The sequence below is a fragment of the Marinobacter sp. UBA3607 genome, from assembly GCF_002375525.1.
Classification (GTDB): domain Bacteria; phylum Pseudomonadota; class Gammaproteobacteria; order Pseudomonadales; family Oleiphilaceae; genus Marinobacter; species Marinobacter vinifirmus.
In genome coordinates, this window is sequence record NZ_DFLY01000011.1 from 53,459 (window position 1) to 78,606 (window position 25,148).

The following is a 25,148-nucleotide window of genomic DNA, read 5'->3' on the forward strand; positions in this document are numbered from 1 at the left end:
GGTTCACAGGTTTTCGATGTCCTTTAACAGCTCGTCGGCCCGGGCCAGAATCGCTTGCCGGCGTTCCGGGGCTTGTTTGTCCCAGTTCCGGTACATCATGGTCATGCGCGGATTGTTGGCAAAATCCTGCCGGTGCCGGTCAATAAAGTGCCAGTACAGGCTGTTGAACGGGCAGGCCCGCTCTCCGGTGGCATCCTGCACCCGGTAGTGGCAGTTCTGGCAGTGGTCAGACATGCGCTGGATGTACTTGCCGCTGGCAGCGTAGGGCTTGGAGCCCAGGTAGCCTCCATCGGCGTGCATCACCATGCCCAGGGTATTGGGCAGCTCTACCCAGTCGAAGGCGTCGATATACACCGCCAGGTACCAGTCACAGATGGCTTCTGGTCTCACCCCGGCCAGCAGGGCAAAGTTGCCGGTCACCATCAGCCGCTGGATGTGGTGGGCATAGGCGTTGCGGGCCGTGGCGTCGATGGCCTTGTGCATGCAGCGCATCTTTGTATCGCCGGTCCAGTAGAACCAGGGCAGCTCCCGGGTATTGCCCAGGCGGTTTTCCCGGGCGTAACCGGGCATCAGCAGCCAGTAGATGCCGCGCACGAATTCCCGCCAGCCGATGACCTGGCGGACAAAACCTTCCACCGCATTCAGCGGCGCCCGGCCGGCGTGCCAGGCCCGTACCGCTTCCTCGCAAACCTCCATCGGCTCCAGCAGCCCGGTATTCAGGTAGGGCGACAGAATGGAGTGGAACAGCCAGTCTTCGTTGTCTGACATGGCATCCTGGTAGTCGCCGAAGCAGGGCAGGGCAAAGTCGATAAAGTGGCCAAGGGCCTGGCGGGCCTGTTCGGCGTTGACGGCGTAGTGGAAATCGTCTGTGGTACCGAAATGTTCCGAAAAGTGCTCGTTCACCAGTTCGATTGCGTCCGTGGTGATGGCATCCGGTTCCTCCCGGAACGGAGCCGGGGCAGGAGGTTTGCCGGTCCATTTCTTGCGGTTATCGGCGTCGAAGTTCCAGTGGCCACCTTCGGGCTGGCCATCTGGCGTCATCAGCAGGCCGGTTTTCTTGCGCATTTCCCGGTAGAAGAACTCCATGCGCAGCTGTTTCTTGCCCTTGGCCCAGCGGGCGAACTCGTCAATGGCGCACACGAAGCGGGTATCCGGGCGGATTTCGACATTCAGGCCCAGCGTTTTATGCCACTGGCTGACCTGGTTGTGTAAACGCCACTCACCGCACTCCGTGGTGATCACGCGTTCCGGTCGGTGTTCCCGGGCCAGCTCCGCTATCACCTGTTCAAGAGATTGAGCCGGGTTGTCCGGGTGGTAGTGCTGGTAATGCACCCGCCAGCCTTCGCGTTCCAGCTCCTGGGCAAAGTGCCGCATGGCGCTGAATATGAATGCCAGCTTCTTCTTGTGGTGGTTGGTGTAGCTGGCTTCGCTGTGGACTTCGGCCATCACGATCAGGTCGTTTTCCTTGTCTGCGCCATCCAGGGCAGAGAGTCGGGGGCTGAGCTGATCGCCCAGAATCAGTATGAGATTGGCCATGTCGGGCTCCGGCTGAGTTTATCCTTTAGAGGTAGGCAGAATACGCCATGGGCGCAAGGGTGGTTCATTGGTTAAGCTGGTACACTCAGCTGATTCGCATCAAACAGTGACTGTCGCCGGTCAGGCATAATCCGCGCTTTCCGGCTTGCCAATCCTATTCGACGTTAGAGTTTTACTATGGCTTCTGATACTGCTGCAGCAAACAACCTGCCCGCTTTTATTTGGGACGAGGCGCTTATCCGCCGCTATGACCTGAGCGGCCCACGCTACACGTCGTACCCCACGGCGGTGGAGTTCACCCCGAACTATTCCATTGAAGACATGGTTAAAGCGGCAGGCCGCAGCAAGGCCTCCGGCGGGCCAATCTCGCTCTACACCCACCTGCCGTTCTGTGCGCACCTCTGCTACTACTGCGCCTGCAACAAGGTGATTACCAAGAAGCGCGACAAGGCCATGCCTTATGTTGAGCGGGTACTGAAAGAGGCGGCCATCCAGTCGAAACTGTTCGGTGCCGACCGGCCCGTCCAGCAGCTGCACTGGGGCGGTGGCACACCCACCTTCCTGCCCCGGGATGTGATGCAGCACCTGATGGCTGGTTACGGTGAGTTGTTTAACCTGCAGTCTGGCGATGAGCGGGACTACAGCGTGGAAATCGACCCCCGTGAAGTGGACGAAGATACCCTGTCGACCCTGTGGGAACTGGGCTTCAACCGCATCAGCCTGGGCGTGCAGGATGTGAACCCGGAAGTGCAGAAAGCGGTGAACCGCATCCAGCCCCGGGAGATGACCGAAGCAGTGCTGAACGAAGCCCGCCGTATCGGCTTCCGCTCCATCAACCTGGACCTGATCTACGGCCTGCCGCACCAGACTCCGGAAAGCTTTGCCGAAACCCTGGAGTCGGTGATCGAGATGTCTCCGGACCGCCTCTCGGTGTTCAGCTACGCGCACCTGCCGGACCGGTTCTACCCGCAGACCCGTATCCAGGCTGACACCCTGCCGAGCCCGCAGCAGAAGCTGACCATTCTGCACAACACCATCAATCGCCTGCTGGAAGCCGGCTACGAATACATCGGTATGGACCACTTCGCCAAGCCGGACGACAGCCTGGCGGTGGCCCAGCGCGAAGGCCGCCTGCACCGGAACTTCCAGGGTTACACCACCCACTCTGATTGCGACCTGGTGTCTCTGGGTGTGTCTGCTATCGGCCAGACCGACGATGCCTACTTCCAGAACAACCACGACCTGCCGTCGTGGGAAGCGTCCATCGATGCCGGCCAGCTGGCCATCATCCGTGGCGTAGGCCTGACCCGCGACGACCGTATTCGCCGCTGGGTGATCGGCCAGCTGATCTGCCAGTTCCGGCTCGATCGCAAGCAGTTTGCCGATAAATGGAACGAAGATTTCGACCGCTACTTCGCGGATGAAATGAGCCGCCTGAAGCCGATGATCCAGGACGAGCTGATTGCGGATTCCGGTTCCGTGCTGCAGGTTCAGCCGGCCGGACGGCTGCTGATCCGGGCCATTTGCCAGATCTTCGATCTGTACCGTAAAGAGGGCGCCAGCCAGCGGTTCTCACGGATTATCTGATCGTACACTAATATTCTGTCCTCTAAAGACTGGACTAGGGGGTGCCAAATGCGTATGGTTTGGCGCTCCCTCCTCCGGGCTGTTTCTATTTGTGGTGAAGAGGACAGAAAATACCATGACATCTAAAGACTTTCGTGGCCAGCTGGCCCATCTGAGCTTCCCTTAGCAAGTCTGACCTCCGGGCGCCCCTGCCCACCTTTCGTTGCCCCGCTGCAACACCTCCGCGTGTGCGGACTTTCCAGACGAATGGCTCCACCCTGGCGAGCAACCTGTGCGTTGCAGACTGCCGGTGGGTTTCTGTCGTTTTGAACAGAGGTTGAGATTTGAACGAGAACGGATTTACCCAATTTTCGACAATCACCGTATTGTTACTGCTTGCCGCCTTCTACGGCGGTACCTACCTGCTTACCTTGCTGATTCGCAAGGAAAAAGAAGATACCTCCGGCTTTATGGTAGCCGGTCACCATGTCGGTTTCGGTATGGGCGCGGCCAGTATGACCGCCACCTGGATCTGGGCTGCGTCTTTCTACGCGGCAGCCACCTCCGGGTACACCTACGGGGTGTCCGGGCCGATCCATTATGGCCTCTGGGGCGCGCTGATGATCCTGTTCATCTACCCCTTCGGCCGCCGGTTCCGCAAGCTGGCCCCCAACGGCCATACCCTGGGTGAGCTGATCCACGCCCGTCATGGTTCTTCCAGCCAGCTGATCCTGGCCGGGTCCAACGTGCTGGGCAGCATTATCAGCCTGATGGTCAACTTCACGGCCGCCGGTGCGCTGGTGTCGGTGCTGTCGCCGTTGTCTTTCGAAACCGGTGTGATTGTGGCCGGTGTGGGCGTGTTGGCCTACACGCTGACGTCCGGTTTCCGGGCCTCGGTGTTTACCGACTTTGCCCAGCTGGTGGCGCTGATGGCGATTGCCATTATTATTATCCCTGCGGTTCTCTACTCTGCAGGCGGCCCCAGCGTCATGGTGGAAGGCCTGAGCAAGATGACCGACGAGCAGGCCAACCTGTTCTCGGTGGAAGCCATCATGAACCAGGGCGCACCTTTCTTTGTGGCGGTTCTGGCCTATGCCATCGGTAACCAGACCATTTCCCAGCGCCTGTTTGCGGTGCGCGAGAAGAACATCAAGTCTACCTTCGTGACCGCCACCATCGGTTACGGTGCAATTGTGATCGGCCTGGGCATGATTGGCCTGATGGCGCTGTCGGTTGGTGTAGAGCCCATCGACGGCAAGATGAATAACCTGATTCCGCAGATGGTGTCTACCTACCTGTCGCCGTTCTTCGTGGCCCTGTTCTTTATCCTGGTGATCGGCTCGCTGTCGTCCACCGCGGATTCTGACCTGTCCGCGCTGTCTACCATCATGATGGCGGATGTCTACGGCAAGAACATCGCCAAGGACAACCCAAACCCGAAAGTGATGATGCTGGTTGGCCGCATCACCATGATTGTGGCTACCGTGGCGGGGCTGATCTTTGCCAGCTTCTCGCTGGATATCCTGGTGATGCTGGTGTTCGTCGGCGCACTCTGGGGTGCCATCGTGTTTCCGGTGATCGTCAGTTGCTACTGGGACAGGGTCACCAATTCCGCCTTCACCTGGTCGGTGGTGGTGGCCATGGCGCTGTTCTGTATTGCCCGCTTTGAGCTGCTGGAAATGACCGGTATGACCGTACTGGCCTTCGAGATCCTGGCGTCTGTCGGCGGAGCCGTGGTGATCGGCATGATGGTGTTCGGTTTCTTTGGCCGCGCGGCAGGACTGGTTGCCGGTGCCATAACACTGGTGGCCATGCTGATGTTCGCCACCGGGTTCCTGAGGGACTACATGGTGTTGGTAGCCTCACTGACGGCCTACGGTGCCAGTGCCGTGGTGTGTACCGCCATGACCCTGCTCAGCAAGGAAGAACGCTTTGACTTCGACCTGATCAAGAAACGGGTTGGTGACTATGACGACGCCGACAGTGAAGGCACTGCCGGCCTGATTCCGGAGGGTGCGAAATGACAAACGAACTGGTTTACGGTGCTTATATCCTGGTGTGGCCGGCCATCACCCTGGTGGTGCTGGGCGTGATCTGCGGCGCGGTAGCCCGGGATGTCCGCCAGGCCTGCAACAACGATGATGACCTGATCTGACCCCGGTCTGACAATGGTCAATGCGCCGGCAGGCCCGGGGCAGTAGGTTAGCTCCTTCACCACGTGGAGGAGTGTAATGGAACTTGTCTGCCCTGCCGGTAGCCTGCCGGCCCTGAAAACCGCTGTGGACAATGGTGCCGATGCGGTTTACTTCGGTTTCCGAGACAGCACCAACGCCCGCCAGTTTGCCGGCCTGAATTTCAACGAGAAACGCGCCGGGGAGGGCATTGAATACGCCCACTCCAAAGGCAGCCGTGTGTTCTGTGCCATCAACACCTATCCGCAGCCAGACGGCTGGGAGCACTGGAAAGGTGCGGTAGACCGGGCAGCATCCATTGGTGTGGATGCCATCATCCTGGCCGATATGGGCCTGCTGGACTACGCCGCCAACAAATACCCGCACATCCCCCGCCACCTGTCGGTACAGGGGTCGGCCACCAGCCACGAGGCCCTCTCGTTCTACAAAGACAACTTCGATATCCGCCGCGCCGTATTACCCCGCGTATTGTCGCTGGACCAGGTACGGGGTGTCGCTAAACACAGCCCTGTTGAACTGGAAGTGTTTGCCTTTGGCAGTCTGTGCATCATGGCGGAAGGCCGTTGTTATCTGTCGTCCTATCTCACCGATGAATCCCCGAACACCCGTGGTGCCTGCTCTCCGGCCAAGGCCGTGCGCTGGCAGGAAACCCCGCAGGGGCTGGAGTCGCGCCTGAACGATGTGCTGATCGACCGCTACGGCCCCGGTGAAAACGCAGGTTATCCCACGCTGTGCAAAGGCCGCTTTGAAGTGGAAGGCAGTGTGTACCACGCCATTGAAGAACCGGTCAGCCTGAACACCATGGATATCCTGCCGGAGCTGCAGGAACTGGGCATCAGCGCGGTGAAAATCGAAGGCCGGCAACGCAGCCCCGCCTACATTGCCGACGTGGCCCGCACCTGGCGCCAGGCGCTGGACGGGCTGGCGGCGCACCCGGGCATGTTCACGGTAGAGGATGCCTGGCGTAACACCCTGTCTGGCCTTTCCGAAGGTGGCCTGACCACCATCGGCGCCTACCATCGCAAGTGGAAATAAGGTTGTATCCATCATGATGAAGCTATCCCTGGGCCCGATCCTCTGGTTCTGGTCCAAGCAAAGCGTGTTTGATTTCTATGCCAAGGCCGCGGAATGGCCGGTCGATACCATCTATCTTGGCGAGGTGGTGTGCTCCCGCCGCCGGGAACTGAAACCTGATGACTGGCTGGACCTGGCCCGGGATTTGAAAGCCTGTGGCAAGAATGTGGTGCTCTCCACCCTCACGCTGATTGAATCCGAAGCGGACCTGCGCCGTCTGCGCCGGTTCTGTGAACAGGACGAATTCCTGGTGGAAGCGAACGACCAGAGCGCCCTGCAGGTGGCTGTCCGCAACAAGATTCCGTTTATCACCGGCCCGTCCATGAACATCTACAACGTGGCCACCCTGAAAATCCTGGCCAGGCAGGGCTTGCAGGGCTGGAACCTGCCGGTGGAATTGGGCAAGGAAACCCTGGGGCAGTTAATCAGCGAGCTGAAGGCTGAAGGCCTGGACCTGCCTGCCGAAGTGTTCTCCTGGGGCTTCCTGCCGCTGGCCTGGTCGTCCCGCTGCTTTACCGCCCGCCATTACAACCTGCCCAAGGACAATTGCGAGTTCCGTTGCCTGGAGCATCCGGATGGCATGGAACTGCGCTCCCGGGAGAGCCAGGAACTGTTCCGCATTAACGGCATCTCCACACTCTCCGGTTCCCGCTATGACCTGATGCGGGAGCTACCGGATATGGAGCGCATGGGGGTCAGCACTGTGCGCCTGAGCCCGGAACATCAGGGCATGGACGAGGTGGTCAAACGTTTTGATCAGGTCCGCCGGGGGCAAGTGCCGGCCGCCGACCCGCTGCAGCTGGTAGAGGCACCACCCTGCAACGGGTATTGGTATGGCAAGCCGGGCATGGACCTGGTAGGTGCCTGAGCACTAGCAAAAGGCCGGGGCATTGAACCCGGCCTTTTGCGTCAGGGCCCGTTATTCCGGGCCCAACCCAGATCCTCAAGAATGGCATAGAGCGCTGGCAAGGCCACCAGGATCAGCACGGTGGATACCAGCAAGCCGAACACCACCGAGATCACGAGTGGAATCACCGCCATGGCTTGGGTGCTGGTTTCCGCCAGCAGCGGCAGCATGCCAGCGACCGTAGTGCTGGTGGTAATCAGGATGGCCCGGAAGCGAGCCCGGCTGGCGGCACCGGCAGCTTCCTGTGCGCTCATGCCCTGTTCCCGGTAGCTCTTGATGAACTGCACCAGCAGGATGGCGTTGTTCACCACAATCCCGGCCAGTGACGCGGCACCGATCAGTGAGGGCATGGACAGGTTGTAGCCCATCAGCAGGTGGCCCCAGACGGCACCCATAAATGCGACCGGAATGGCCAGCATCACGATGACCGGCTCCAGGTAACTACGGAACTGGAACGACAGAATCAGGAAGATCCCCAGCAGGCCGATCAGCAAGCCCCGGGCGATGGACTGGCCGGTTTCCCGGGAGCGGGCGGTCTGGCCTTCGACCTGCAGGGTGATTTCCGGCCATTGCTCCTGAAGTTTCGGGAATACCTGGCTCTGCAAATCCGCCACGATGGCATCGGCGTTGGTCGTCCGGCCGTTCACATCGGCAGACACGGTGACCGTGCGCAGGCCGTCAATCCGGGTCACCTGCGCCCACTGGCGTTCCTCGGTTATATCGGCCACCTCCCGCAGGGGCACCATCTGGCCCTTGCCGGTGGTGATCACGGTGTCTTCCAGGAACTGGCGGGTGTTGCGTTCGGCGCTGGTCTGGCGCACCAGGATTTCGATGTGCTGATCACCAATCTGCACCGTATCCACAATATCCCCGAGCAGCCCGGTTCGGATCTGGCTGGCCACGTCGGATGCCGTCAATCCGAGCGACAGGGCGCGGTCGTTCAGCGACAGGGTGCGCTGGGGCTTGCCGGGGCGAAGATCATCCAGCACGTTGAAGGTACCGTTATAAAGGGCAACTTCGTCGCTCAGATACCGGGCGGCGGCTTTCAGCTCATCCAGGTCAGTACCCTGCAGGCGCACTTCAATGGGGATGCCCGCGGGGCCGAAACCGGGTTCCTGGATGTTGAGGGCGATCAGGCCGGGGATATCTCCGATCTCTTCATACCAGCGGTCGGTGAGGGTAGCCAGGTCCACGGTGCGCAGCTCCGCGGTCAGCAAATCGGCCATCACCGTGGCCACGTGGGCGCCTTTTTCACCGGCGCCGGCGTGCTGGTTGAAGCGGGTCTGGATGTTTTGCACCAGCGCTTGCTGGTCGGGCTGGTCTGGCGTGTATTCCTCGTTGAGCCGCAGCATGGCCGAGGTTATGCGTTCGGTAATGGCCCGGGTCTGGTGCAGGGGAGTGCCCTGGGGCATCAGTACCCGGGCTTCCAGTACATCGCCGTCGATTTCCGGCATGGCTTCCATGCGCACATGGCCGCCGGCCATCAGCCCCACCGAACCCAGCAGTATCAGCAGCATGGCGGCCAGTACGCCGTAGCGGAACCGGATGGCGCGGTCGGCCAGTTGCCCCACTTTCTCCCGGACGTTTTCAAAGCCGTTGTCGAAGGCGGAACGAAAGCGGGAAGGGGCCTTCTCGCGCCTTTTGCCCAGGCCGCTTTTAAGATGGTGAGGTAGTATCCAGAAGGCTTCGATCAGCGAGGCGGCCAGCGCGGCAATCAGCACCACTGGCAGTACCTCCAGCACCGCTCCCAGCTCTCCGGCCAGAAACGCCAGCGGGATGAACACGGACACCGTGGTCAGGAAGGAGGACAACACCCCGGGCAGAATCTCCTGGGTTCCTTTGGCAGCCGCCTCCAGCGGGCTGTTGCCGTCGGCGTGCCACTGGGCAATGTTGTCGGTGATCACCACCGAATCGTCCATCACAATACCGATGGCCATCAGCAGTGCCACCAGGGTAATCATGTTCAGGGACAGGCCGGTGAGGGCCATCACCACAAAGGCACCGGCAAAGGCGGCTGGCAGGCCGAACAGGGCCCAGAAGGCAAGGCGGGGGCGGAAGAACAGGGCCATCACCAGGCCCACCAGCACCAGCCCCGTGATGCCGTTGCCCACCAGCATTTGCAGGCGGTCCTTCACAATCGAGGTCATGTTCTGGGTGATTTCCAGCTCGACATTGCCACCACGGCGGGCTTTTTCCTCGTCGATAAAGGCTTCCAGGGAATCCATCACCCGCAGGGCATCGTCGTGGCGGTTCTTGTGGATCTCCAGAACGATGGCGCGCTGGCCGTTGAAATCCACCCGTTCTTCTTCCCGTTCGTGGGCCTCGGTGATGGTGGCAATGTCGCCCAGCGTCAGCACAGCGCCGGCTTGTCCGCCTATAACCGGCAACTCGGCGAGGGCCTGCAGGGAACGGCGTTCATCCACAAACCGCAGCTGGATGTCCTGGCTGTCGGTCTCGATGGTGCCCAGGGGCATGTCCAGGTTCTGGCTGTTGATGGCCCGGGCTATGTCGCGTACGCCGAGGCCATACTGGCGTAGCTGGTCGCGGGATACTTCGATGTGCCACTGGCGCTGGGACAGGCCCACGGGAATCACATCGGCCACACCGTCCATGGCGAACAGGCGGTCTTCCAGCTGGCTGGTGTAGGCTTCCAGGTGAGAGAAACTCATGGGCCCGTACACGGCGATGGCCGCCACCAGGCTGGTGCGATAAAGCTCCCGGATGACCGGGTCTTCGGCTTCTTCGGGCAGGTCGGTCAGGGCTTCGATTTCCGTGCGGATATCATCCAGGAACCGGCCCATGTCGCCCCGGGGTTCCATGCTGGCTATGGTCTGGGCCTGGTTGTCCCGGGCGGTACAGGAAACCTCCTTCATGTAATCCACCCGCTGCAGTGCTTCACCCAGCCGCTGGCAGATGGCTTCCTCCACATCCGCAGCGGTGGCACCCCGGTATTCCATGGTGATGCTGACTTCCGGCGGCAGGTAGTCGGGGAAGGTTTCCCGGGTCAGGTTGGGGGCAGCGAACAGGCCTACTGCCAGAATCAGGATCAGCAGCAGGTTGCCGGCGGTCGGATGCCCCGCGAACCAGCGGATCATGGCTGATCTCCCGGAGCAAGCAGGGTGCCGTCGATGGCAGGAACCAGGTCATCCAGAACCAGCCGGTCTCCCGGTGCCAGTCCGTCATCGATAATGACATCTTCACCTTGTTGCCAGGCGACAGACACTGGCTGGCGCTGCAGGCGGTTGTCCTCATCGGCAAGGTAGACCACACCCTGATGCACCGCGCTGGCCGGGATGACGATGACGGGCTCGGGAGTCTGCGCGGTAATGCTGGCCTGCACGAACATATTGCGGACCAGGGGCGGGCGTGCTGGCGGATTGGCGTTGCGGTAGGGTTCGTCTACAGAAATAACGGCCTGGACTGTGCGGGTGGCCGGGTCCAGGCTGCTGGTGACCCGGGTGAGTTTGCCGGGCCAGTGGGCATCCGGCACGTTGGTGGGGGTTACCCGGATATCAAGTTCGCCCAGGGGCAATTGGTCATGAAAGTCGGTGAAGTGGTTGGTGGAGCCCGTTTCCGGCAGGCTGCGCCCGGACAGCTGCGACAGCACCCGGCGCAGTTCCGCCACTTCCAGCTGCACGGTGGCTTCGGCGCGGGTGATGTCGTCGGCAATAAACAGCGTCTGCCCGGGGCTGACATGCTGGCCAGTGTCGATGTCGGCCTGGTGGACACGCAGATCCCAGGGCGCTTCAAAACGGGTGTCGTCCAGGTCTTCCCGGGCACTGGCCAGGGAAGATTCCGCTCGGGCCTTGCGGGCCTGCAGGGTGTCACGTCGGACCGGAACCAGGTTCAGCTGGTTGCGCAGGGACTGGACCGCCTGCTCCTGTTGCAAGGTGGCCCGTTGCTGCTCGTCGTACCGGGTTTGCGACAGGGCACCCCGCGCCACCAGGGTTTCTGCCCGGTCCAGCTCCCGACGGGCCAGTGTCAACCGGCGTTCTTCCAGCTTCAGTAACTCGCCGGTATTGAGTTCTTCCTGCTCAAGCTGTCGCAGTTCCGCTTCAATGCCTGTCAGGTCCGCCCTGGCGGAAGCTTCGGCCAGCTCGTAACGGGTAGGGTCGATTTCAAGCAGCCGCGTGCCCTCTGGGATCATATTGCCGCTCTCCAGATCCGGGTGTTTCCAGATAACCCGGCCACCCACGTTGGCCACCGCATTCCAGCTTCGGGCCGGCAGCACCTGACCATAGCCGCGGGCTTCGGTACGGAACTTACGGGGAGTGATTTCCATTATCCGCACCGGCGTTGCACTTGCCTGTGCCTCGCCCCTTTCCGGTGGCTGTTTCAGTTTTATCATGATCACCACAAAGGCAATGCCGACAATCAGGGCCAGCGCCAGGGTCAGTTTATTTTTCCGGGTCATTGCTCATCTCCTGAAAACTGGCGCTGTAAAGTTTGAAAACTCGGGGGGCAGTCTGCTCAAGCGTCGCAATCTCTCCGCTGACCATTGCCTGAACCACCAGCCCCTGAATGGCGCCGAGGTACAACACCGCCGCCGCTTCGGTATCGATACCGGCGGCTATGCGCCCCTGTTCGATGCCTAGCTTCAGTAAACCGACCACCTTTTTGCGGTAGCGGGCAAGGGCCTGGCGGACGATGGTTTTGGCGGGGCCGTTGCCGGGTTTTTGCAGCTCACCCAGCATCAGGCGGGGAATGCCCGGGTGTCGGGCGATAAAGCCCACATGGGCGCGAAACATGGCTTCCAGGGCCTGATCAGCGTGTTCGTGCCGGTCCGCCTCCCGGAACACCTGGCTGGTCAGTTGCTCCGAGACCCAGCCTGCCACGGATTCCCACAACCGGTTCTTGTTCGGGAAATGCTTGAACAGCGCCCCCTGCGACAGCCCCACTTCATCGGCAATCCGGGCGGTGGTCAGGGTAGCCGGGTCCTGCTCGGCACACAGCTGAATAACCGCTTCGATAGTGGCGGACTGGCGCAGTTCGGTGCTTTGGTAGGTGCGTTTATCGGGCGCTTTTGTGGTTGCCATTGGAGCTTCCCTGAAAGAAAGTAATCAATTGCTTTATTCTGGTAGGTGATTGCCGATTACGCAAGAAGCAAGGTGAACAAGCCGTGGTTCAGGGTGTAGGTAAAAGCCGTGTAAAGGTCACCCGGTTTGATTTACCTCAAGCATTACGATCGGTGGTAAGCGTAGTTTGCTATTTGTTGATGGCGACGCAGAGGAAATTGCCATGTCGCGTATTCCGTTGTTTTTCTGGGGGCTGGTTGCAGTCGTCAGTGCTGTCTGGTTCGTAGCCGATAGCCTCTGGGTGAGCCCGTTTGCTTACTTCCCGTTCCGGTCGGTGTTTGTGCAGTATTCGGGGGTTCTTGCTGTGGTCATGATGGCGGTGGCTCTGGTGCTGGTGCTGCGGCTCCGGATTCTGGAGCGTTGGGTTGGTGGCCTGGACAAGGTGTACCGGCTGCACAAATGGCTGGGCATTGGCTCGCTGGTACTGGCCACGTTGCACTGGTGGTGGGCGCAGGGCACCAAGTGGATGGTGGGCTGGGGCTGGCTGGAGAAGCCGGCCGGCAAAGGGGCCGGGCAGCAACTCACCGGTCTTGAAGCCTGGTTCCGCAGCCAAAGGGGGCTGGCAGAAACTTTGGGCGAGTGGGCCTTCTATGCGGCTGCGGTGCTGATTGTGCTGGCGCTGGCGAAGGCTTTTCCCTACCACCTGTTCCGTAAAACCCACAAATTGCTGGCGGTGGTGTTCCTGCCCCTAGCCTGGCACAGCTTTATCCTGATGGAGTTTGATTACTGGGCAGCGCCCATTGGCTGGCTGACTCAGGCCGCTGTTGTGGCTGGCAGTGTTGCAGCCGTTTTGCTGCTGGTGGGCTGGCCGGGCAAGGTTCGGAAGGTACCGGGGGAGGTGGTTTCGGTCACCCGATATCCGGAGCTGAAAGTTTTCGAATTTCTGGTGAAGGTAACGCAGGGTTGGTCTGGCCATAACCCCGGGCAGTTTGCCTTTATCACGTCGGATGCTACGGAAGGCCCGCACCCTTACACCATTGCATCAGACTGGAACCCGGAAACCCGGTGCCTGAAGTTTGTGGTCAAGGAACTGGGGGACCACACCCGCCGGGCCAGCCGCCGGATCGGCGAGGGTATGCCTGTTACGTTGGAGGGGCCCTATGGCGGCTTTGATTTTGAAGATGATTGCCGCACCCAGATCTGGGTAGGGGCGGGCATCGGTATTACTCCCTTTATTGCCCGGATGGGTCGCCTGGCGGGCCGTCCTGACAGCCGCACTGTCTATCTGTTCCATCCTACTGCGGATGTCAGCGAGGAGGCCCTCGCAAAGTTGCGGGCAGATGCGGAAGCCGCGGGCGTTAACCTGGTCATTCGATGCAGCCGCACCGAAGGCCGGCTGACGCCGGAGGAAATCCGGGATGCGGTACCCGACTGGCAGAATGCCAGCCTGTGGTACTGCGGCCCGGTGGGGCTGGCCAATACGCTGTTCAACCAGTTCCGGAAATGGGGTATGCCGGCCCGGCGGATGCACCGGGAGTTTTTTGATATGCGCTGACCGGCACCCGGGTGTATAACTGTAATTCCAGTTTCTTCAGGAGGTTTGCCATGACAATCAACGAAGGACTCCGCCTGATGGCAGGCGTGTTCATCCTGATTTCCATTCTGCTCGCCCACTATGTGAGCCCTTACTGGCTGCTGTTCACCGGCTTTATTGCCCTGAACCTGATTCAGTCATCGTTCACCAAGTGGTGCCCGGCTATGATGATCCTCAAGAAAATGGGGTTGAAGGAGGAAAAACCGATTAACTGACTGGTTGTTTCGGCAGGCTTGCGCTCGCGAACGCGGTTATAGAGAATTCCGTAGCAAACACAATAAAAACAGGAGTTTTCCATGCTGGCTCCGGCCTCCGTTGATGATTACCGGCTGCTTGCAAGGCGCCGCTTACCCCGCATGCTGTTTGATTACCTGGATGGCGGCACCTTTTCTGAATCCACCCAGCGCGCAAACCGTGAGGCCTTTGGCCAATGGCATTTCCGGCAGCGGGTCATGCAGGATGTTTCGGTGGTGGATACCTCCTCCACATTACTGGGACAGCCGGTGTCATTACCGCTGGGCCTGGCGCCCATGGGCCTGGCCGGTATGCTGGCAACCCGGGGCGAAACCCAGGCTGTCCGGGCCGCGGGCCAGTCAGGAATACCTTTCTGCCTGAGTACGGTGTCTATCTGTTCTGTTGAGGAAGTGGCCGAGGCTGCGCCGGAGACAGACCGCTGGTTCCAGCTTTATGTCCTGAAGGACCGAAACTTCTCCGCAGACCTGCTGCGCCGGGCCTGGCAGGCCGGTTATCGGGTGCTGGTGTTTACCGTCGACCTGGCCCGCTTGGGGCTGAGATACAGGGATGTCCGTAACGGTATGAACGGAGGCCTGTCTGCCGTTGGCAAGCTGCGCAAGGCAGCGGACCTGTTGGGCCATCCGCGCTGGCTGTCCCGTGTTGCTCTTGGCGGCAAGCCGCTGACCTTCGGAAACCTGGCCAGTGTGGTGCCCTCCGGGCGTAAACCTGAGGACTTCAAGGCCTGGGTCGAAAGTCAGTTTGATCCATCGGTTACCTGGAAAGACCTGGATTGGGTGCGGGAAAACTGGCCGGGCAAGCTGGTGATCAAGGGCGTGATGGAGCCGGAGGACGCCCGCTCGGCGGTGGCGGTCGGGGCCGACGCCATTGTGGTATCAAATCATGGTGGTCGTCAGCTGGACGGCGCGCCGGCTTCACTGAGCGCCTTGCCCGCCATGGTGGATGCAGTGGCCGGGGAATGCCAGGTGCTGGTGGATGGTGGTGTTCAGACCGGCCAGGATGTTGTCCGGGCATTGTGCCTGGGGGCTAGTGGTTGCCTGATAGGGCGCCCCTGGGGCTATGCCCTGGCGGCCGGTGGTCAGGCGGCTGTTGAAAACCTGCTGACCAATATCCGGTATGAAACCGAGCTGACACTTTCGCTGATGGGCAAAACGGCGCTTGATCAGTTGTCCCGGTCAGACCTTTTGTCGCTGGACGAGCTGCAGGCGCTTAGCCGCGCCTGAGCTTGTTCAGGACTTGGTGAAGAGCAGTTTCCGTGGGCTGAAATCCCATTCCAGGCTGTCCAGCAGGTTTTTCAGGGCCAGCCCCAGTTCGGTGTCGCCTTCAATCACCAGGCGGCGCTGGAAAAACAGCTGGTCCGGGTCCTGCTTGCGCTCGGCGAGGGTTTTGAACGCGGCCAGGGAGCCACGGATGGTGGCTTCGCCCGGGCCGTCGACAATGCGCAAACGCCCGGCCCAGAAACCGAAGGTTATCCCGGGGTGGCCGCCGTTTACTTCCAGCCGGATTCGCCGGCCCTCGAAGTCATCAAATTCCCCCTCGGCCATGGCCTCGGCAAACAGCCGGTTAAGCGGAGCTTCCGCGACCAGCTGTTTGAAAGGCATGGGGATTGACCGGTCGATGGTGCCCAGGGCCGGTGCCGGCGAGGGCAGGAACTCTTTCAGCACCGCCAGGGATTGATCCAGCAAGGGGCTGTGCAGGGCAGCAATGGGGGGTAGCGAAAAGGCCATGGTTTACTCCGGGCGGTCAGAAACCCGCCCAGAGTAAAGCAAAAAACCCGGGGGTGATTTGATATAACTCAGCCCTTGTGCAGGCCTTCTTCCACAGCCCACACCGCTACCTCTACCCGGGAGCGCAGGCTCAGTTTTTTGAGCAGGTGTTTTACGTGGACTTTCACTGTGCCATCGCTGATGTCGAGTTTGCGGCCGATCATCTTGTTGGACAGGCCTTCGGCGATCAGTTTCAGGATGTCCTTTTCGCGTGGGGTCAGGCTGTCGAAATCCGGGCGCGAGGCCTGTTGCGGCTTGTTGGAGCGCAGGGCTTCGGCCAGCAGGGTGGTCAGCCGGTCGCTGATCACCATTTTGCCAACGGCTGCCTGGTGCAGCTGGGCGATCATGTCTTCCGGTTCCATGTCCTTGAGCAGATAGCCATCAGCGCCGGCGCGCAGGGCGGCAACCACGTCGTCTTCCTGGTCTGAAACGGTGAACATGATAATGCGGGAGCTGATGTTCTGGGCCCTGAGCCTTTTCAGGGCTTCAATGCCGTCCATCTCCGGCATGTTCAGGTCCATCAGGATCAGGTCGGGCTCTATCTCGGTTGCCATCCGGATGCCGTCGGCGGCGTTGCTGGCTTCGCCGACAACTTCCATATCCTGTTCCATGCTGATCAATTGCTTGATGCCCTGGCGCAGCAAGGGATGATCGTCTATCAGCAGGATACTTGCGGGTGTTTCAGACATATTCTTTCTCGTTTAAGGCATTTGTCGGTTCAGGCGGTTGATGACTGCACGGCAATCAGGTTCCGGCTTTTGGGAACGAATGTTAACTCAACTTCCACGCCGCCTTCCTCCCGGTTTTTCACTTCTACGGTTCCGCCCAGAGTCCTGGCCCGGTCCTGCATGATCACCATGCCGTAGTGGTTCACGGGTTGTCCGCCTCCGGGCAGGCCTTTGCCGTTATCCCTGATACGGGCACAGACTCTGGGAGATTCAAATACGACCTCTACAGCAATGTCGGTGGCATCGGCATGCTTGACGGCATTGGCCAGGCCTTCCCGGATAATCTGCAGGGTGTGGATCTCTTCGTTGGGCGACAGGGTCTGGGGCGGCAGGTTGTACTCCAGTGCCACCGGCCGGCCCAGCCGTTCAGAGAACTCATCGATGGTTTTGCTCAGGGCACTGGCCAGGTCCGGTGTATCCAGTTTCAGGCGGAAGGTGGCCAGCAGTTCCCGCAACTGGCGGTAGGCACTGTTCAGGCCGGTGCTGAGTTCGTCCAGGATCTCGCTGTGCAGTTTTTCCTGGTCACCGCTGATATTGAGCCGGCGCAGCCGTGTTACCTGCATTTTCAGGTAGGACAGGGACTGGGCCAGGGAGTCGTGCAGTTCCCGGGCGATGACGGTGCGCTCCTCAGCCAGGGTTTGTTGCTGCTCTTCGGTAATCTGGCGTTCCAGGAATATGGCCGTGGCCAGCTGGTCGGTCATGGTTTCCAGCAGTCGGCGGGACATGTCCGGCAGGCCCTTGTCTGCGGGGTACCAGACTTCCAGTGTACCCAGCAATTGGCCCGGAGTGCGGATAGGCAGCAACAGGCGACGGCCGTCGTTGCCTTCCAGTGGCAGGTCGTCGTACACCTCGGGTGTGACCAGGCACGCGTTGCAGTGGTGGTCCCGGCAGTAGAACGGGCGCTTGCTGGTGGCGGTGGTTACCGCCTCGATGGGTTCTGGTGAGCCTTTTTCATGCAGGTACAGGCGGATAGGGCCGATGCCCAGAAGCCGCTCCAGCTCCTGCAGGATTGGAATGGCACCGCTGCACAGGTCGTGGTTGGCGAACAGGCCGCGGCTGGCAACGTGCATGGCCTGCAGGGCGGAGTGGCTGATTTCCAGTTCTTCGGTTTTCCGTTGTACCCGGTTTTCCAGCTCGTAGTAGGTCAGAGCCAGTTCGCTGGTCATCTGGTCAAAGGCCTGGCCCAACCGGGCCAGTTCGTCGTTGCCTTTCAGGTTGGCCTTGTGGGAGAAGTCCTGCTCACCCACGGCAGTGGCAATGTGGATCAGTTTGCGCAGCGGGCGGAGTACCCGGTTTTTCAGGTCCAGGAACAGTGCCATCACAATCAGGATGGAAAAAATCATGCTGATGATCTGGATCAGCAGCAGCAGGTCGATACGGGCTTCCGTGCGTTGTTCCAGCATGGAAACCAGCTGGTCGACTTCGCTGGTGTACTGTTCGATGGACGCCACGATAGCGGGGGTCAGCGGTGTGCCGGCCTCATGCTGCTCGATTTCCGGCTTCAGCCGGGTCAGCCACAACTGCTTGACCTTCTGGTACTGCAGAGCCAGCGGGTGGTCGGTGCTGCGTGGTATGGAGCGCACAATGGCGGAGGTTTCCAGCCGGTTCTGGTAACTGGCTGTCTGGGCTTCAATGCTGGCATCGCCGTTGGTCAGGTCTGTAGTGGCGGAGCGGGCTGCAAGCTGGAATGCTGCCATACGCAGGGCGCCGGCCTGGTTAATGGCGGTCGCGTTGCCCTCGATGCTGCTGGAAATGCCGAGGGTAGTGGCCATGCTGACAATAGCGGTCAGGACAATAGCGCCGATCGCAACGGCCAGTCGGTTTACCAGCGGGCTTCTGGAAGTCATTCGTAGCAGGTGTTCCGGATAATGGTCATATAAAAGGCAGCTTCGGGCGGATTATGGCTGAAAGCCGCTACTCGGGATACCTCTTTGAGGATAGTCAATTACCCCGATAGTTGGTAACCCATCATAGCTTTTGACCTTGCGCTACGTAAAAGCCGAGACTGAGGATTGGTTTTTTTGCAGGGTGAATGAATGCACGCGCTTCCGGAACAGGACGACGAAGAACTGGCCTCGCTGGCGGTGGTATTGCCGTTGGCGCTGGCAGGCTTCGTGGTGGCTGCCGGCTGCTGGACGCTGTTTGCGGTGGCGGGCGTGCATGTGAAGGCCCAGCTGGCGCTGTCCAGTGTCCAGTTCGGAGTGCTGCTGGCGGCGCCGATGGCGGTCAGCGCCCTGCTGGCCATTCCGGCGGGCCTGTGTGCCCGGCGTTTCGGTGCCCGGGCGGTCATGCTGTTTTGCCTTACCGGCCTGGCATTGTGTATGGCGCTTCTGCTGGTGGCCAACAGTTACCCCGCACACCTGATTGTGGCCGCGGGCCTTGGGTTGGCGGGCGGTTTTTACAGTGCCGGCCTTCATTATGTGACCAGCCATTGCCGGCAAAGGCTGGGGCTGGTTCTCGGAATTTTTGGCGCCGGGGTTACCGGTGCGGCCTTCAACTATTACCTGGTTCCGCTGTTCCACGAAGCATACTCCTGGCAGGGGGTGCCCCTTGCCTACCTGACCGTGCTGCTGCTGGTGATTGCGTTGGTGCTACTACTCACGGACGCACGCCAGTACGGCGCCGGGGAGGGTGCTCGTTCCACGGGCCGGCCAGTATCCGAGCTGTTGCGTAACGGGCGCTCGCTCCCGCTGTGCCTGTATTTCGGCGTGGTGGCCGGCAGCTTTTTTGCCCTTGCCCTCTGGTTGCCGGACTTTCTCTCTGCCCAGTTCGGCTTGCAGCTGGGGGCAGGTGCCCGCATGGCCCAGTGGTTTGTTATCCCCGGCGCGCTGGCCCAGATTGCCGGCGGTGCGCTGTCAGACCGGCTGGGCAGCACCCCGGTGACCGCCCTGGCACTGATTGCCAGCCTGGTTGCCCTGTTTGTGTTGTCCTACCCGCCCATGACCCTGCACATCCGCGGGGTGGAAGGGGATATCGTGGTCAACTTCGCGTTGCCGGTTATCCTGGAACGGGGGTTGGTAATCCTGCTGGGGGTGGCCCTGGGCTGCGCCATGGGCAGTTTGCAGCGGGAGGTCATACTGGCCAACCGGGCCGAGGCCTCGCTGTTTGCCGGCCTGCTGCTGGTGAGCGCTTGCTCCGTGGCCTTCCTGCTGCCCGTGGCCTTTGGTGCCATTAACCAGTGGCTGGGCATCCGCACGGCGGTTTTCATGCTGTTGTTCGGTCTTTTAGGGCTTTGCCTGCTGATGTTTGCGGTAGGCACCCGCCATCGTGTTTATCAATATTTGAGTTAGATCAAATGTCAGGCGGTAATTGCCCGGATACCCCCATCGGGGGAGGGAATTCGGCGTGTCTACCCTCTAGTATTAAAACAATGATTTTGTATGCATGAAAATGCACAGGGGATACACCGATGGCCATGATGCAAGTTGCAGACAACCGATACTCCAAGCCCGTACTGGTAGCCGTAAACCAGACCCTGAGCGAACAGGACGGCCTTGATGCGCTCCGTAACCACACCTTGTTCCGCACTCTGCGAGACGAAGATCTCGACGGGCTGATCCAGCAGTCCCGCCGGCTTCGCCTGGGCCATCACCAGCTGCTGTATCGCCAGGATATGCCGGCTCACCATTTTTTCTTTGTCATCTCCGGCCGGCTGCGGCTGTACCGCCTGGACTCCTCCGGCATCGATCGCACCCTGGACAGCCTTGCGCCCGGTGACTGCTTTGCCGAGGTGATGATCTATGCAGACCCGCCCAAGTACGCCTGCTATGCCGAAGCGCTGAAATCCAGCGAAGTGCTGATGATCCCGGTGAAGGCCTACCAGGATTTGCTCACCCAGCACCCGGAATACGCACAGGCTGCGCTGCGCCACTATGCCCAGCGTGCGGTAACCCGGTTCCATGACCTGGAAATCATGACGGTACAGAGCGCCCGTGACCGCCTGGTGCGCTATCTCATCGATCTGCTGCCGGAGGGAGCTCGCAGTGGTGGAGAAGTGGAATTGCCGTTGCCCAAGTGCCTGGTAGCCTCCCGCCTTGCCATGCAGCCGGAAACCTTCTCGCGGATTCTGGCCGACCTGAAATCCAGCGGGCTGGTGCGGGTTAATCGCAGCCGCCTGTTCATCGCCGACCCCCAGCGGTTGATGGATCTCAGTCTCTGATTCCGGTTGAGGCCTTCGGGCCTCTATACCCATAGAGGTATTTGATTTTTCAGGAATCTCGTCCAACCTTGTAGTCATTCAAACATGTTTGGGGAATTCTTTGTGATTGCTGTCACCCGGATTGCTTTGTCTTTTTTGCTGTTGTTTCTGGCCAGCGCCGTTTCCGCTCAACCCCTCTCTGAATACGACCCGCTGGCCGGGCGCCAGGTGATCGAGAGAGCCATTTCCGGGGTGACTGATTTCAGCCCGGTTGAGGGTAACCGGGCCGTCCAGGAACTTTATGCCGGGGAAGAGCTGGTGGGCTATGCCTACCAGACGATCGATTTTGTCCAGACTCCGGCCTACTCCGGCAAGCCCCTGAACGCCATGGTGGTGCTGGATACCGACGGGGTGATCAAAGGCTCCAAGGTTATCCACCACGACGAACCGATCCTGCTGATCGGTATTCCCGAGCAAAAAATGCATGACTTCACTGACCAGTACGCCGGGCTGAAAGCAGACCAGCGTGTAACGGTAGGTGGCAAGTCATCCGAGCGCCGTGTGGCGGTAGATGGCCTGTCCGGTGCCACGGTGACCGTGATGGTGATCAACGAAGTGATCATGCGCACCGCCCACCGCGTAGGTGGCGAGCTGGGCCTGATCGAAGTGAATGCAGGCAGCAAGCGCCCGCCGGTAGCGGAAGTAGACACCGAATCGTTCCAGGACAAGACCTGGGAAGAATTGACCGGAGATGGTTCCGTTCGCCGGCTGCTGCTGGCCCGCGGTACCGTAGACGACGCTTTCAAGGGCGGCCCCGCTGAAGGTGTGGAAGCTGCCGCACCGGATGAGCGGGATGACCCGCTGATCGACCTGTACGCCACCTATCTGAATGCCCCCACCATCGGCCGCAACCTGCTGGGCGAGAGCCAGTACCAGTGGCTGATGTCCGAGCTGAAAGACGGTGAGCATGCCATCGCGGTGATGGCCAATGGTGAGTACTCCTTCAAAGGTTCCGGCTACGTTCGTGGCGGTATCTTTGACCGGGTGCAGATTCGCCAGTTTGGTGACACCTTCAACTTCCGGGATCTCGACTTTTACCGCCTCAGCGATGTCTATGCCGAGGGCATGCCTGACTTTTCCGAGATGGCCATTTTTATTGCCCGGCAGCAGCATAAGTTTGACCCGGGTACTCCCTGGTCCCTGGAGCTGACGGTCAAGCGCCAGACCGGCCCGCTGGACAGCGAATTCGCGGTATTCCCGCTGGAATACCAGCTGCCGGACCAGTATTACACCCGCGCTGAGCCGGTTCTGACCGAAGAGGAATGGCTGGAAGAACAACCTCTGTGGGTGCAGGTGTGGTACCAGAAAGAGTTCCAGCTGATGGTGCTGGGTGCCGGTATTCTGGTGCTGCTGTTCATCCTGTTCTTCCAGGACTGGCTGGTGCAGAAGCCGAAGATGATGCGCTGGATTCGCCATGGCTTCCTGGTCTACACCCTGTTCTTCATTGGCTGGTATGCACTGGGGCAACTCTCCATTGTGAACGTGCTGACCTTTGTGAACAGCCTGATCAGCGGCTTTACCTGGGAAACCTTCCTGATCGACCCGATGCTGTTCATCCTCTGGTCTGTGGTTGCCGGCATCGTGCTGCTCTGGGGCCGTGCGGTTTACTGCGGCTGGCTGTGCCCGTTCGGTGCCCTGCAGGAGCTGATCAACGAAATTGCCCGCAAGCTGAAGGTGCCCCAGTACACCGTGCCGTTTGCCTGGCATGAGCGGCTGTGGGCGATCAAGTACATCATCCTGCTGGTGCTGTTCGGTGTGTCCCTGGAGTCCATGGCCACCGCTGAGCAGATGGCCGAGGTGGAGCCGTTCAAAACCGCTATCACCCTGCATTTCGACCGTAGCTGGCCGTTTGTGACCTACGCCGTGCTGCTGCTGGTGGTGAATATCTTCACCCGTAAGGTTTACTGCCGTTACCTGTGCCCCCTGGGTGCTGCCCTGGCACTGCCCACCAAGTTGCGGGTATTCGACTGGCTCAAGCGTCGCAAAGAGTGTGGCAACCCCTGTCGCCTCTGCGACAAAGAATGTGAAGTCCAGGCCATCCATCCGGACGGGCATATCAACTACATGGAATGTCACTACTGCCTGGATTGCCAGATGACGTATTTCGATGACCACAAGTGCCCGCCGCTGATTGTGAAGCGCCGTGGCAAGCGCCGTGGTCACAACGCGCCCGGCCACCCGGAAGAAATCCCGGTGGTGCAGGTGAACTGAGTTGTCCCGAGGAGCCAATCATAAGGCCCCGGAAAACCATGAGAAGCAATAACCGCCATAACCAATAACGGAGTTGGATGCTATGAAAAAAAGAGATGATCTGATCAAGGACAAGCAGGAGGCACCGGAAGGCGGCCTGAGCCGTCGTCGCTTTATGGGCGCGGCGGCGCTCGCAGGCGTAGCCGGTGCAACCGGTCTTGGCTCAACCATCATGACCCGTGAATCGTTTGCCGCTGCCGCCAAGGAAGCCAAGAACAAGATTTACATCGAGCCCGGCGAACTGGACGAATACTACGGTTTCTGGAGTGGTGGTCACCAGGGTGAAGTACGTGTTCTGGGCGTGCCGTCCATGCGTGAACTGATGCGGATTCCGGTATTCAACGTGGACCCGGCTACAGGTTGGGGTATCACCAACGAGAGTAAGGAAATTCTTGGCGGCGACCAGCAGTACCTGAACGGCGACTGCCACCACCCGCATATCTCCATGGAAGACGGTCGTTACGATGGTAAGTACCTGTTCATCAACGACAAGGCCAACACCCGGGTAGCCCGTATCCGTCTGGATATCATGAAGACGGACAAGGTCACCTTCATTCCGAACGTGCAGGCGATCCATGGCCTGCGTCTGCAGAAGGTGCCGCGCACCAACTACGTATTCTGCAACGCCGAGTTTGTAATTCCGCAGCCGAACGACGGCACGGATTTCAGCCTGGAAAACAGCTACACCATGTTCACCGCGCTTGATGCAGAAACCATGGAAGTGGCCTGGCAGGTGATTGTGGACGGCAATCTGGATAACACCGATGCTGACTACACCGGCAAGTACGCGGCCTCTACCTGCTACAACTCCGAGCGGGCGCTGGACCTGGCCGGCACCATGCGTAACGACCGCGACTGGGTCGTCGTGTTCAACATCGAGCGTATCGCGGCTGCCGTGAAAGCCGGCAAGTTCAAGACCATCGGCGATTCCGACGTTCCGGTTGTAGACGGACGTGGTAAATCTGAATTTACCCGCTATATTCCGGTACCAAAGAACCCGCACGGTCTGAACACCTCTCCGGATGGCAAGTACTTCATCGCCAACGGCAAGCTGTCTCCGACCGCCTCGGTCATCCAGATCGACAAGCTGGACGACCTGTTCGATGACAAGATCGAGCTGCGTGACACCATCGTAGCCGAGCCGGAGCTGGGTCTCGGGCCCCTGCACACTACCTTCGACGGCCGTGGCAATGCTTACACCACGCTGTTTATCGACAGCCAGGTGTGCAAGTGGAACATTGCCGATGCCATCAAGCACTATAATGGCGACAAGGTGAACTACATCCGCCAGAAGCTGGACGTGCAGTATCAGCCGGGCCATAACCACGCTTCGCTGACCGAGTCTCGTGATGCCGATGGCAAATGGCTGGTGGTTCTGTCCAAGTTCTCCAAGGACCGTTTCCTGCCGGTTGGCCCGCTCCATCCGGAGAACGACCAGCTGATCGATATTTCCGGCGAGGAAATGAAACTGGTTCACGATGGCCCGACTTATGCCGAGCCGCACGACTGTATCCTGGTACGTCGTGACCAGATCAAGACCAAGAAGATCTACGAGCGCAACGACCCCTACTTCGCCAGCTGTCGTGCCCAGGCTGAGAAGGACGGTGTGACTCTGGAATCCGACAACAAGGTGATCCGCGACGGCAACAAGGTGCGTGTTTACATGACCTCCGTTGCGCCGCAGTACGGTATGACCGAATTCAAGGTGAAGGAAGGTGATGAGGTAACGGTGTATGTCACCAACCTGGATACCATCGAAGACGTAACCCACGGCTTCTGTATGGTAAACCACGGTGTTAGCATGGAAATCAGCCCGCAGCAGACAGCGTCTGTTACCTTTACGGCCGGCAAGCCCGGTGTGTACTGGTACTACTGCAACTGGTTCTGCCATGCACTGCACATGGAAATGGGCGGTCGTATGCTGGTCGAAAAGGCCTGATAGGCTTTCCTGGTCGGGGTCCCTGTTTGGGGCCCCGCTTTTTAGTTTGGGGGTAGCAACCCAAGTGGAGAGCCCTTTCCAAAACACGCTCCTGCGGCACATCCCTGTGGCGCTTGAGCTCCGCCATCCAT

General features: G+C 60.0%; 19 protein-coding genes. 12 read left to right on the forward strand and 7 right to left on the reverse strand.

The window, feature by feature from the left end; genetic code table 11:
• Positions 1-3 precede the first annotated feature (3 nt).
• Positions 4-1,536, reverse strand: coding sequence for a cryptochrome/photolyase family protein (locus tag B2589_RS04080; protein WP_286815698.1), 1,533 nt, complete (start codon positions 1,534-1,536; stop codon positions 4-6).
• A 177-nt stretch (positions 1,537-1,713) separates the two neighbouring features.
• On the opposite strand from B2589_RS04080, the gene hemN reads away from it, so the two are divergent.
• The 5 genes from hemN (at position 1,714) to B2589_RS04105 (ending at position 7,236) form a co-directional block, all read left to right on the forward strand.
• Positions 1,714-3,123: an oxygen-independent coproporphyrinogen III oxidase gene (gene hemN / locus B2589_RS04085; RefSeq protein ID WP_058341702.1), complete on the forward strand. Its 1,410-nt coding sequence runs from the start codon at positions 1,714-1,716 to the stop codon at positions 3,121-3,123.
• Positions 3,124-3,446: 323 nt separating this feature from the next.
• A complete protein-coding gene (locus tag B2589_RS04090; RefSeq protein ID WP_094623709.1) occupies positions 3,447-5,126 on the forward strand; it encodes a sodium:solute symporter family protein in 1,680 nt (559 codons plus the stop codon).
• Complete coding sequence (locus B2589_RS04095) at positions 5,123-5,257, forward strand: putative transporter small subunit (RefSeq protein WP_286815699.1); 135 nt, start codon at positions 5,123-5,125, stop codon at positions 5,255-5,257. Before B2589_RS04090 ends, B2589_RS04095 begins: the two co-directional genes overlap by 4 nt.
• A gap of 76 nt (positions 5,258-5,333) precedes the next feature.
• Positions 5,334-6,329 carry a ubiquinone anaerobic biosynthesis protein UbiU gene (gene ubiU / locus B2589_RS04100; protein WP_058341700.1) on the forward strand — a complete coding sequence of 332 codons (996 nt, stop codon included), beginning with the start codon at positions 5,334-5,336 and terminating at the stop codon, positions 6,327-6,329.
• Between the two features lie 13 nt (positions 6,330-6,342).
• Complete coding sequence (locus B2589_RS04105; protein ID WP_232901319.1) at positions 6,343-7,236, forward strand: U32 family peptidase; 894 nt, start codon at positions 6,343-6,345, stop codon at positions 7,234-7,236.
• Between the two features lie 41 nt (positions 7,237-7,277).
• On the opposite strand, the gene B2589_RS04110 is transcribed toward B2589_RS04105, so the two are convergent.
• From B2589_RS04110 to B2589_RS04120, 3 genes are read right to left on the reverse strand one after another with little or no spacing between them, the layout of a single operon-like run.
• A complete protein-coding gene (locus B2589_RS04110) occupies positions 7,278-10,370 on the reverse strand; it encodes an efflux RND transporter permease subunit (RefSeq protein ID WP_286815700.1) in 3,093 nt (1,030 codons plus the stop codon).
• Positions 10,367-11,689 carry an efflux RND transporter periplasmic adaptor subunit gene (locus B2589_RS04115; RefSeq protein WP_286815701.1) on the reverse strand — a complete coding sequence of 441 codons (1,323 nt, stop codon included), beginning with the start codon at positions 11,687-11,689 and terminating at the stop codon, positions 10,367-10,369. The genes B2589_RS04110 and B2589_RS04115 overlap by 4 nt, the downstream gene beginning before the upstream one ends.
• Positions 11,673-12,311, reverse strand: coding sequence for a TetR/AcrR family transcriptional regulator (locus tag B2589_RS04120; RefSeq protein WP_232901321.1), 639 nt, complete (start codon positions 12,309-12,311; stop codon positions 11,673-11,675). The genes B2589_RS04115 and B2589_RS04120 overlap by 17 nt, the downstream gene beginning before the upstream one ends.
• A gap of 202 nt (positions 12,312-12,513) precedes the next feature.
• Here B2589_RS04120 and B2589_RS04125 point away from each other — a divergent pair, with 202 nt between their 5' ends.
• The 3 genes from B2589_RS04125 to B2589_RS04135 all read left to right on the forward strand — a co-directional run bounded on the left by B2589_RS04125 (position 12,514) and on the right by B2589_RS04135 (position 15,359).
• Entirely contained in the window at positions 12,514-13,845 is a 1,332-nt protein-coding gene (locus B2589_RS04125) for a ferredoxin reductase family protein (RefSeq protein WP_286815702.1), read from the forward strand.
• A 50-nt stretch (positions 13,846-13,895) separates the two neighbouring features.
• Complete coding sequence (locus B2589_RS04130) at positions 13,896-14,099, forward strand: YgaP family membrane protein (RefSeq protein ID WP_232901323.1); 204 nt, start codon at positions 13,896-13,898, stop codon at positions 14,097-14,099.
• An 81-nt stretch (positions 14,100-14,180) separates the two neighbouring features.
• Positions 14,181-15,359 (forward strand): alpha-hydroxy acid oxidase, encoded by a 1,179-nt coding sequence (locus tag B2589_RS04135; RefSeq protein WP_286815703.1) that lies wholly within the window; start codon positions 14,181-14,183, stop codon positions 15,357-15,359.
• A 6-nt stretch (positions 15,360-15,365) separates the two neighbouring features.
• Here the strand turns inward: B2589_RS04135 and ubiT are convergent, their stop codons facing one another.
• The 3 genes from ubiT to B2589_RS04150 all read right to left on the reverse strand — a co-directional run bounded on the left by ubiT (position 15,366) and on the right by B2589_RS04150 (position 18,477).
• Complete coding sequence (gene ubiT / locus B2589_RS04140) at positions 15,366-15,863, reverse strand: ubiquinone anaerobic biosynthesis accessory factor UbiT (protein WP_199456595.1); 498 nt, start codon at positions 15,861-15,863, stop codon at positions 15,366-15,368.
• Between the two features lie 68 nt (positions 15,864-15,931).
• Positions 15,932-16,591 carry a two-component system response regulator NarL gene (narL, locus tag B2589_RS04145; RefSeq protein WP_199456597.1) on the reverse strand — a complete coding sequence of 220 codons (660 nt, stop codon included), beginning with the start codon at positions 16,589-16,591 and terminating at the stop codon, positions 15,932-15,934.
• A gap of 29 nt (positions 16,592-16,620) precedes the next feature.
• A complete protein-coding gene (locus tag B2589_RS04150; RefSeq protein ID WP_286815704.1) occupies positions 16,621-18,477 on the reverse strand; it encodes a histidine kinase in 1,857 nt (618 codons plus the stop codon).
• Between the two features lie 189 nt (positions 18,478-18,666).
• Here B2589_RS04150 and B2589_RS04155 point away from each other — a divergent pair, with 189 nt between their 5' ends.
• From B2589_RS04155 to nosZ, 4 genes are all read left to right on the forward strand, one after another.
• Positions 18,667-19,920 (forward strand): MFS transporter, encoded by a 1,254-nt coding sequence (locus tag B2589_RS04155; protein ID WP_199456600.1) that lies wholly within the window; start codon positions 18,667-18,669, stop codon positions 19,918-19,920.
• A gap of 119 nt (positions 19,921-20,039) precedes the next feature.
• Positions 20,040-20,789 carry a Crp/Fnr family transcriptional regulator gene (locus B2589_RS04160; protein WP_286815705.1) on the forward strand — a complete coding sequence of 250 codons (750 nt, stop codon included), beginning with the start codon at positions 20,040-20,042 and terminating at the stop codon, positions 20,787-20,789.
• A gap of 84 nt (positions 20,790-20,873) precedes the next feature.
• Entirely contained in the window at positions 20,874-23,039 is a 2,166-nt protein-coding gene (nosR, locus tag B2589_RS04165) for a transcriptional regulator NosR (RefSeq protein WP_414673925.1), read from the forward strand.
• Positions 23,040-23,121: 82 nt separating this feature from the next.
• The gene (nosZ, locus tag B2589_RS04170; protein ID WP_199456603.1) at positions 23,122-25,017 is read left to right on the forward strand and encodes a TAT-dependent nitrous-oxide reductase; all 1,896 of its coding nucleotides are present in this window, start codon (positions 23,122-23,124) and stop codon (positions 25,015-25,017) included.
• Positions 25,018-25,148 lie beyond the last annotated feature (131 nt).

Excerpts from the sequence above, each read along its gene's own strand:
- B2589_RS04080 (WP_286815698.1), bottom strand. The coding sequence starts at position 1,536 with ATGGCCAATCTCATACTGATTCTGGGCGATCAGCTCAGCCCCCGACTC.
- hemN (WP_058341702.1), top strand. The coding sequence starts at position 1,714 with ATGGCTTCTGATACTGCTGCAGCAAACAACCTGCCCGCTTTTATTTGG.
- B2589_RS04095 (WP_286815699.1), top strand. The coding sequence starts at position 5,123 with ATGACAAACGAACTGGTTTACGGTGCTTATATCCTGGTGTGGCCGGCC.
- ubiU (WP_058341700.1), top strand. The coding sequence starts at position 5,334 with ATGGAACTTGTCTGCCCTGCCGGTAGCCTGCCGGCCCTGAAAACCGCT.
- B2589_RS04105 (WP_232901319.1), top strand. The coding sequence starts at position 6,343 with ATGATGAAGCTATCCCTGGGCCCGATCCTCTGGTTCTGGTCCAAGCAA.
- B2589_RS04110 (WP_286815700.1), bottom strand. The coding sequence starts at position 10,370 with ATGATCCGCTGGTTCGCGGGGCATCCGACCGCCGGCAACCTGCTGCTG.
- B2589_RS04115 (WP_286815701.1), bottom strand. The coding sequence starts at position 11,689 with ATGACCCGGAAAAATAAACTGACCCTGGCGCTGGCCCTGATTGTCGGC.
- B2589_RS04120 (WP_232901321.1), bottom strand. The coding sequence starts at position 12,311 with ATGGCAACCACAAAAGCGCCCGATAAACGCACCTACCAAAGCACCGAA.
- B2589_RS04125 (WP_286815702.1), top strand. The coding sequence starts at position 12,514 with ATGTCGCGTATTCCGTTGTTTTTCTGGGGGCTGGTTGCAGTCGTCAGT.
- B2589_RS04130 (WP_232901323.1), top strand. The coding sequence starts at position 13,896 with ATGACAATCAACGAAGGACTCCGCCTGATGGCAGGCGTGTTCATCCTG.
- B2589_RS04135 (WP_286815703.1), top strand. The coding sequence starts at position 14,181 with ATGCTGGCTCCGGCCTCCGTTGATGATTACCGGCTGCTTGCAAGGCGC.
- ubiT (WP_199456595.1), bottom strand. The coding sequence starts at position 15,863 with ATGGCCTTTTCGCTACCCCCCATTGCTGCCCTGCACAGCCCCTTGCTG.
- narL (WP_199456597.1), bottom strand. The coding sequence starts at position 16,591 with ATGTCTGAAACACCCGCAAGTATCCTGCTGATAGACGATCATCCCTTG.
- B2589_RS04150 (WP_286815704.1), bottom strand. The coding sequence starts at position 18,477 with ATGACTTCCAGAAGCCCGCTGGTAAACCGACTGGCCGTTGCGATCGGC.
- B2589_RS04155 (WP_199456600.1), top strand. The coding sequence starts at position 18,667 with ATGCACGCGCTTCCGGAACAGGACGACGAAGAACTGGCCTCGCTGGCG.
- B2589_RS04160 (WP_286815705.1), top strand. The coding sequence starts at position 20,040 with ATGGCCATGATGCAAGTTGCAGACAACCGATACTCCAAGCCCGTACTG.
- nosR (WP_414673925.1), top strand. The coding sequence starts at position 20,874 with ATGTTTGGGGAATTCTTTGTGATTGCTGTCACCCGGATTGCTTTGTCT.
- nosZ (WP_199456603.1), top strand. The coding sequence starts at position 23,122 with ATGAAAAAAAGAGATGATCTGATCAAGGACAAGCAGGAGGCACCGGAA.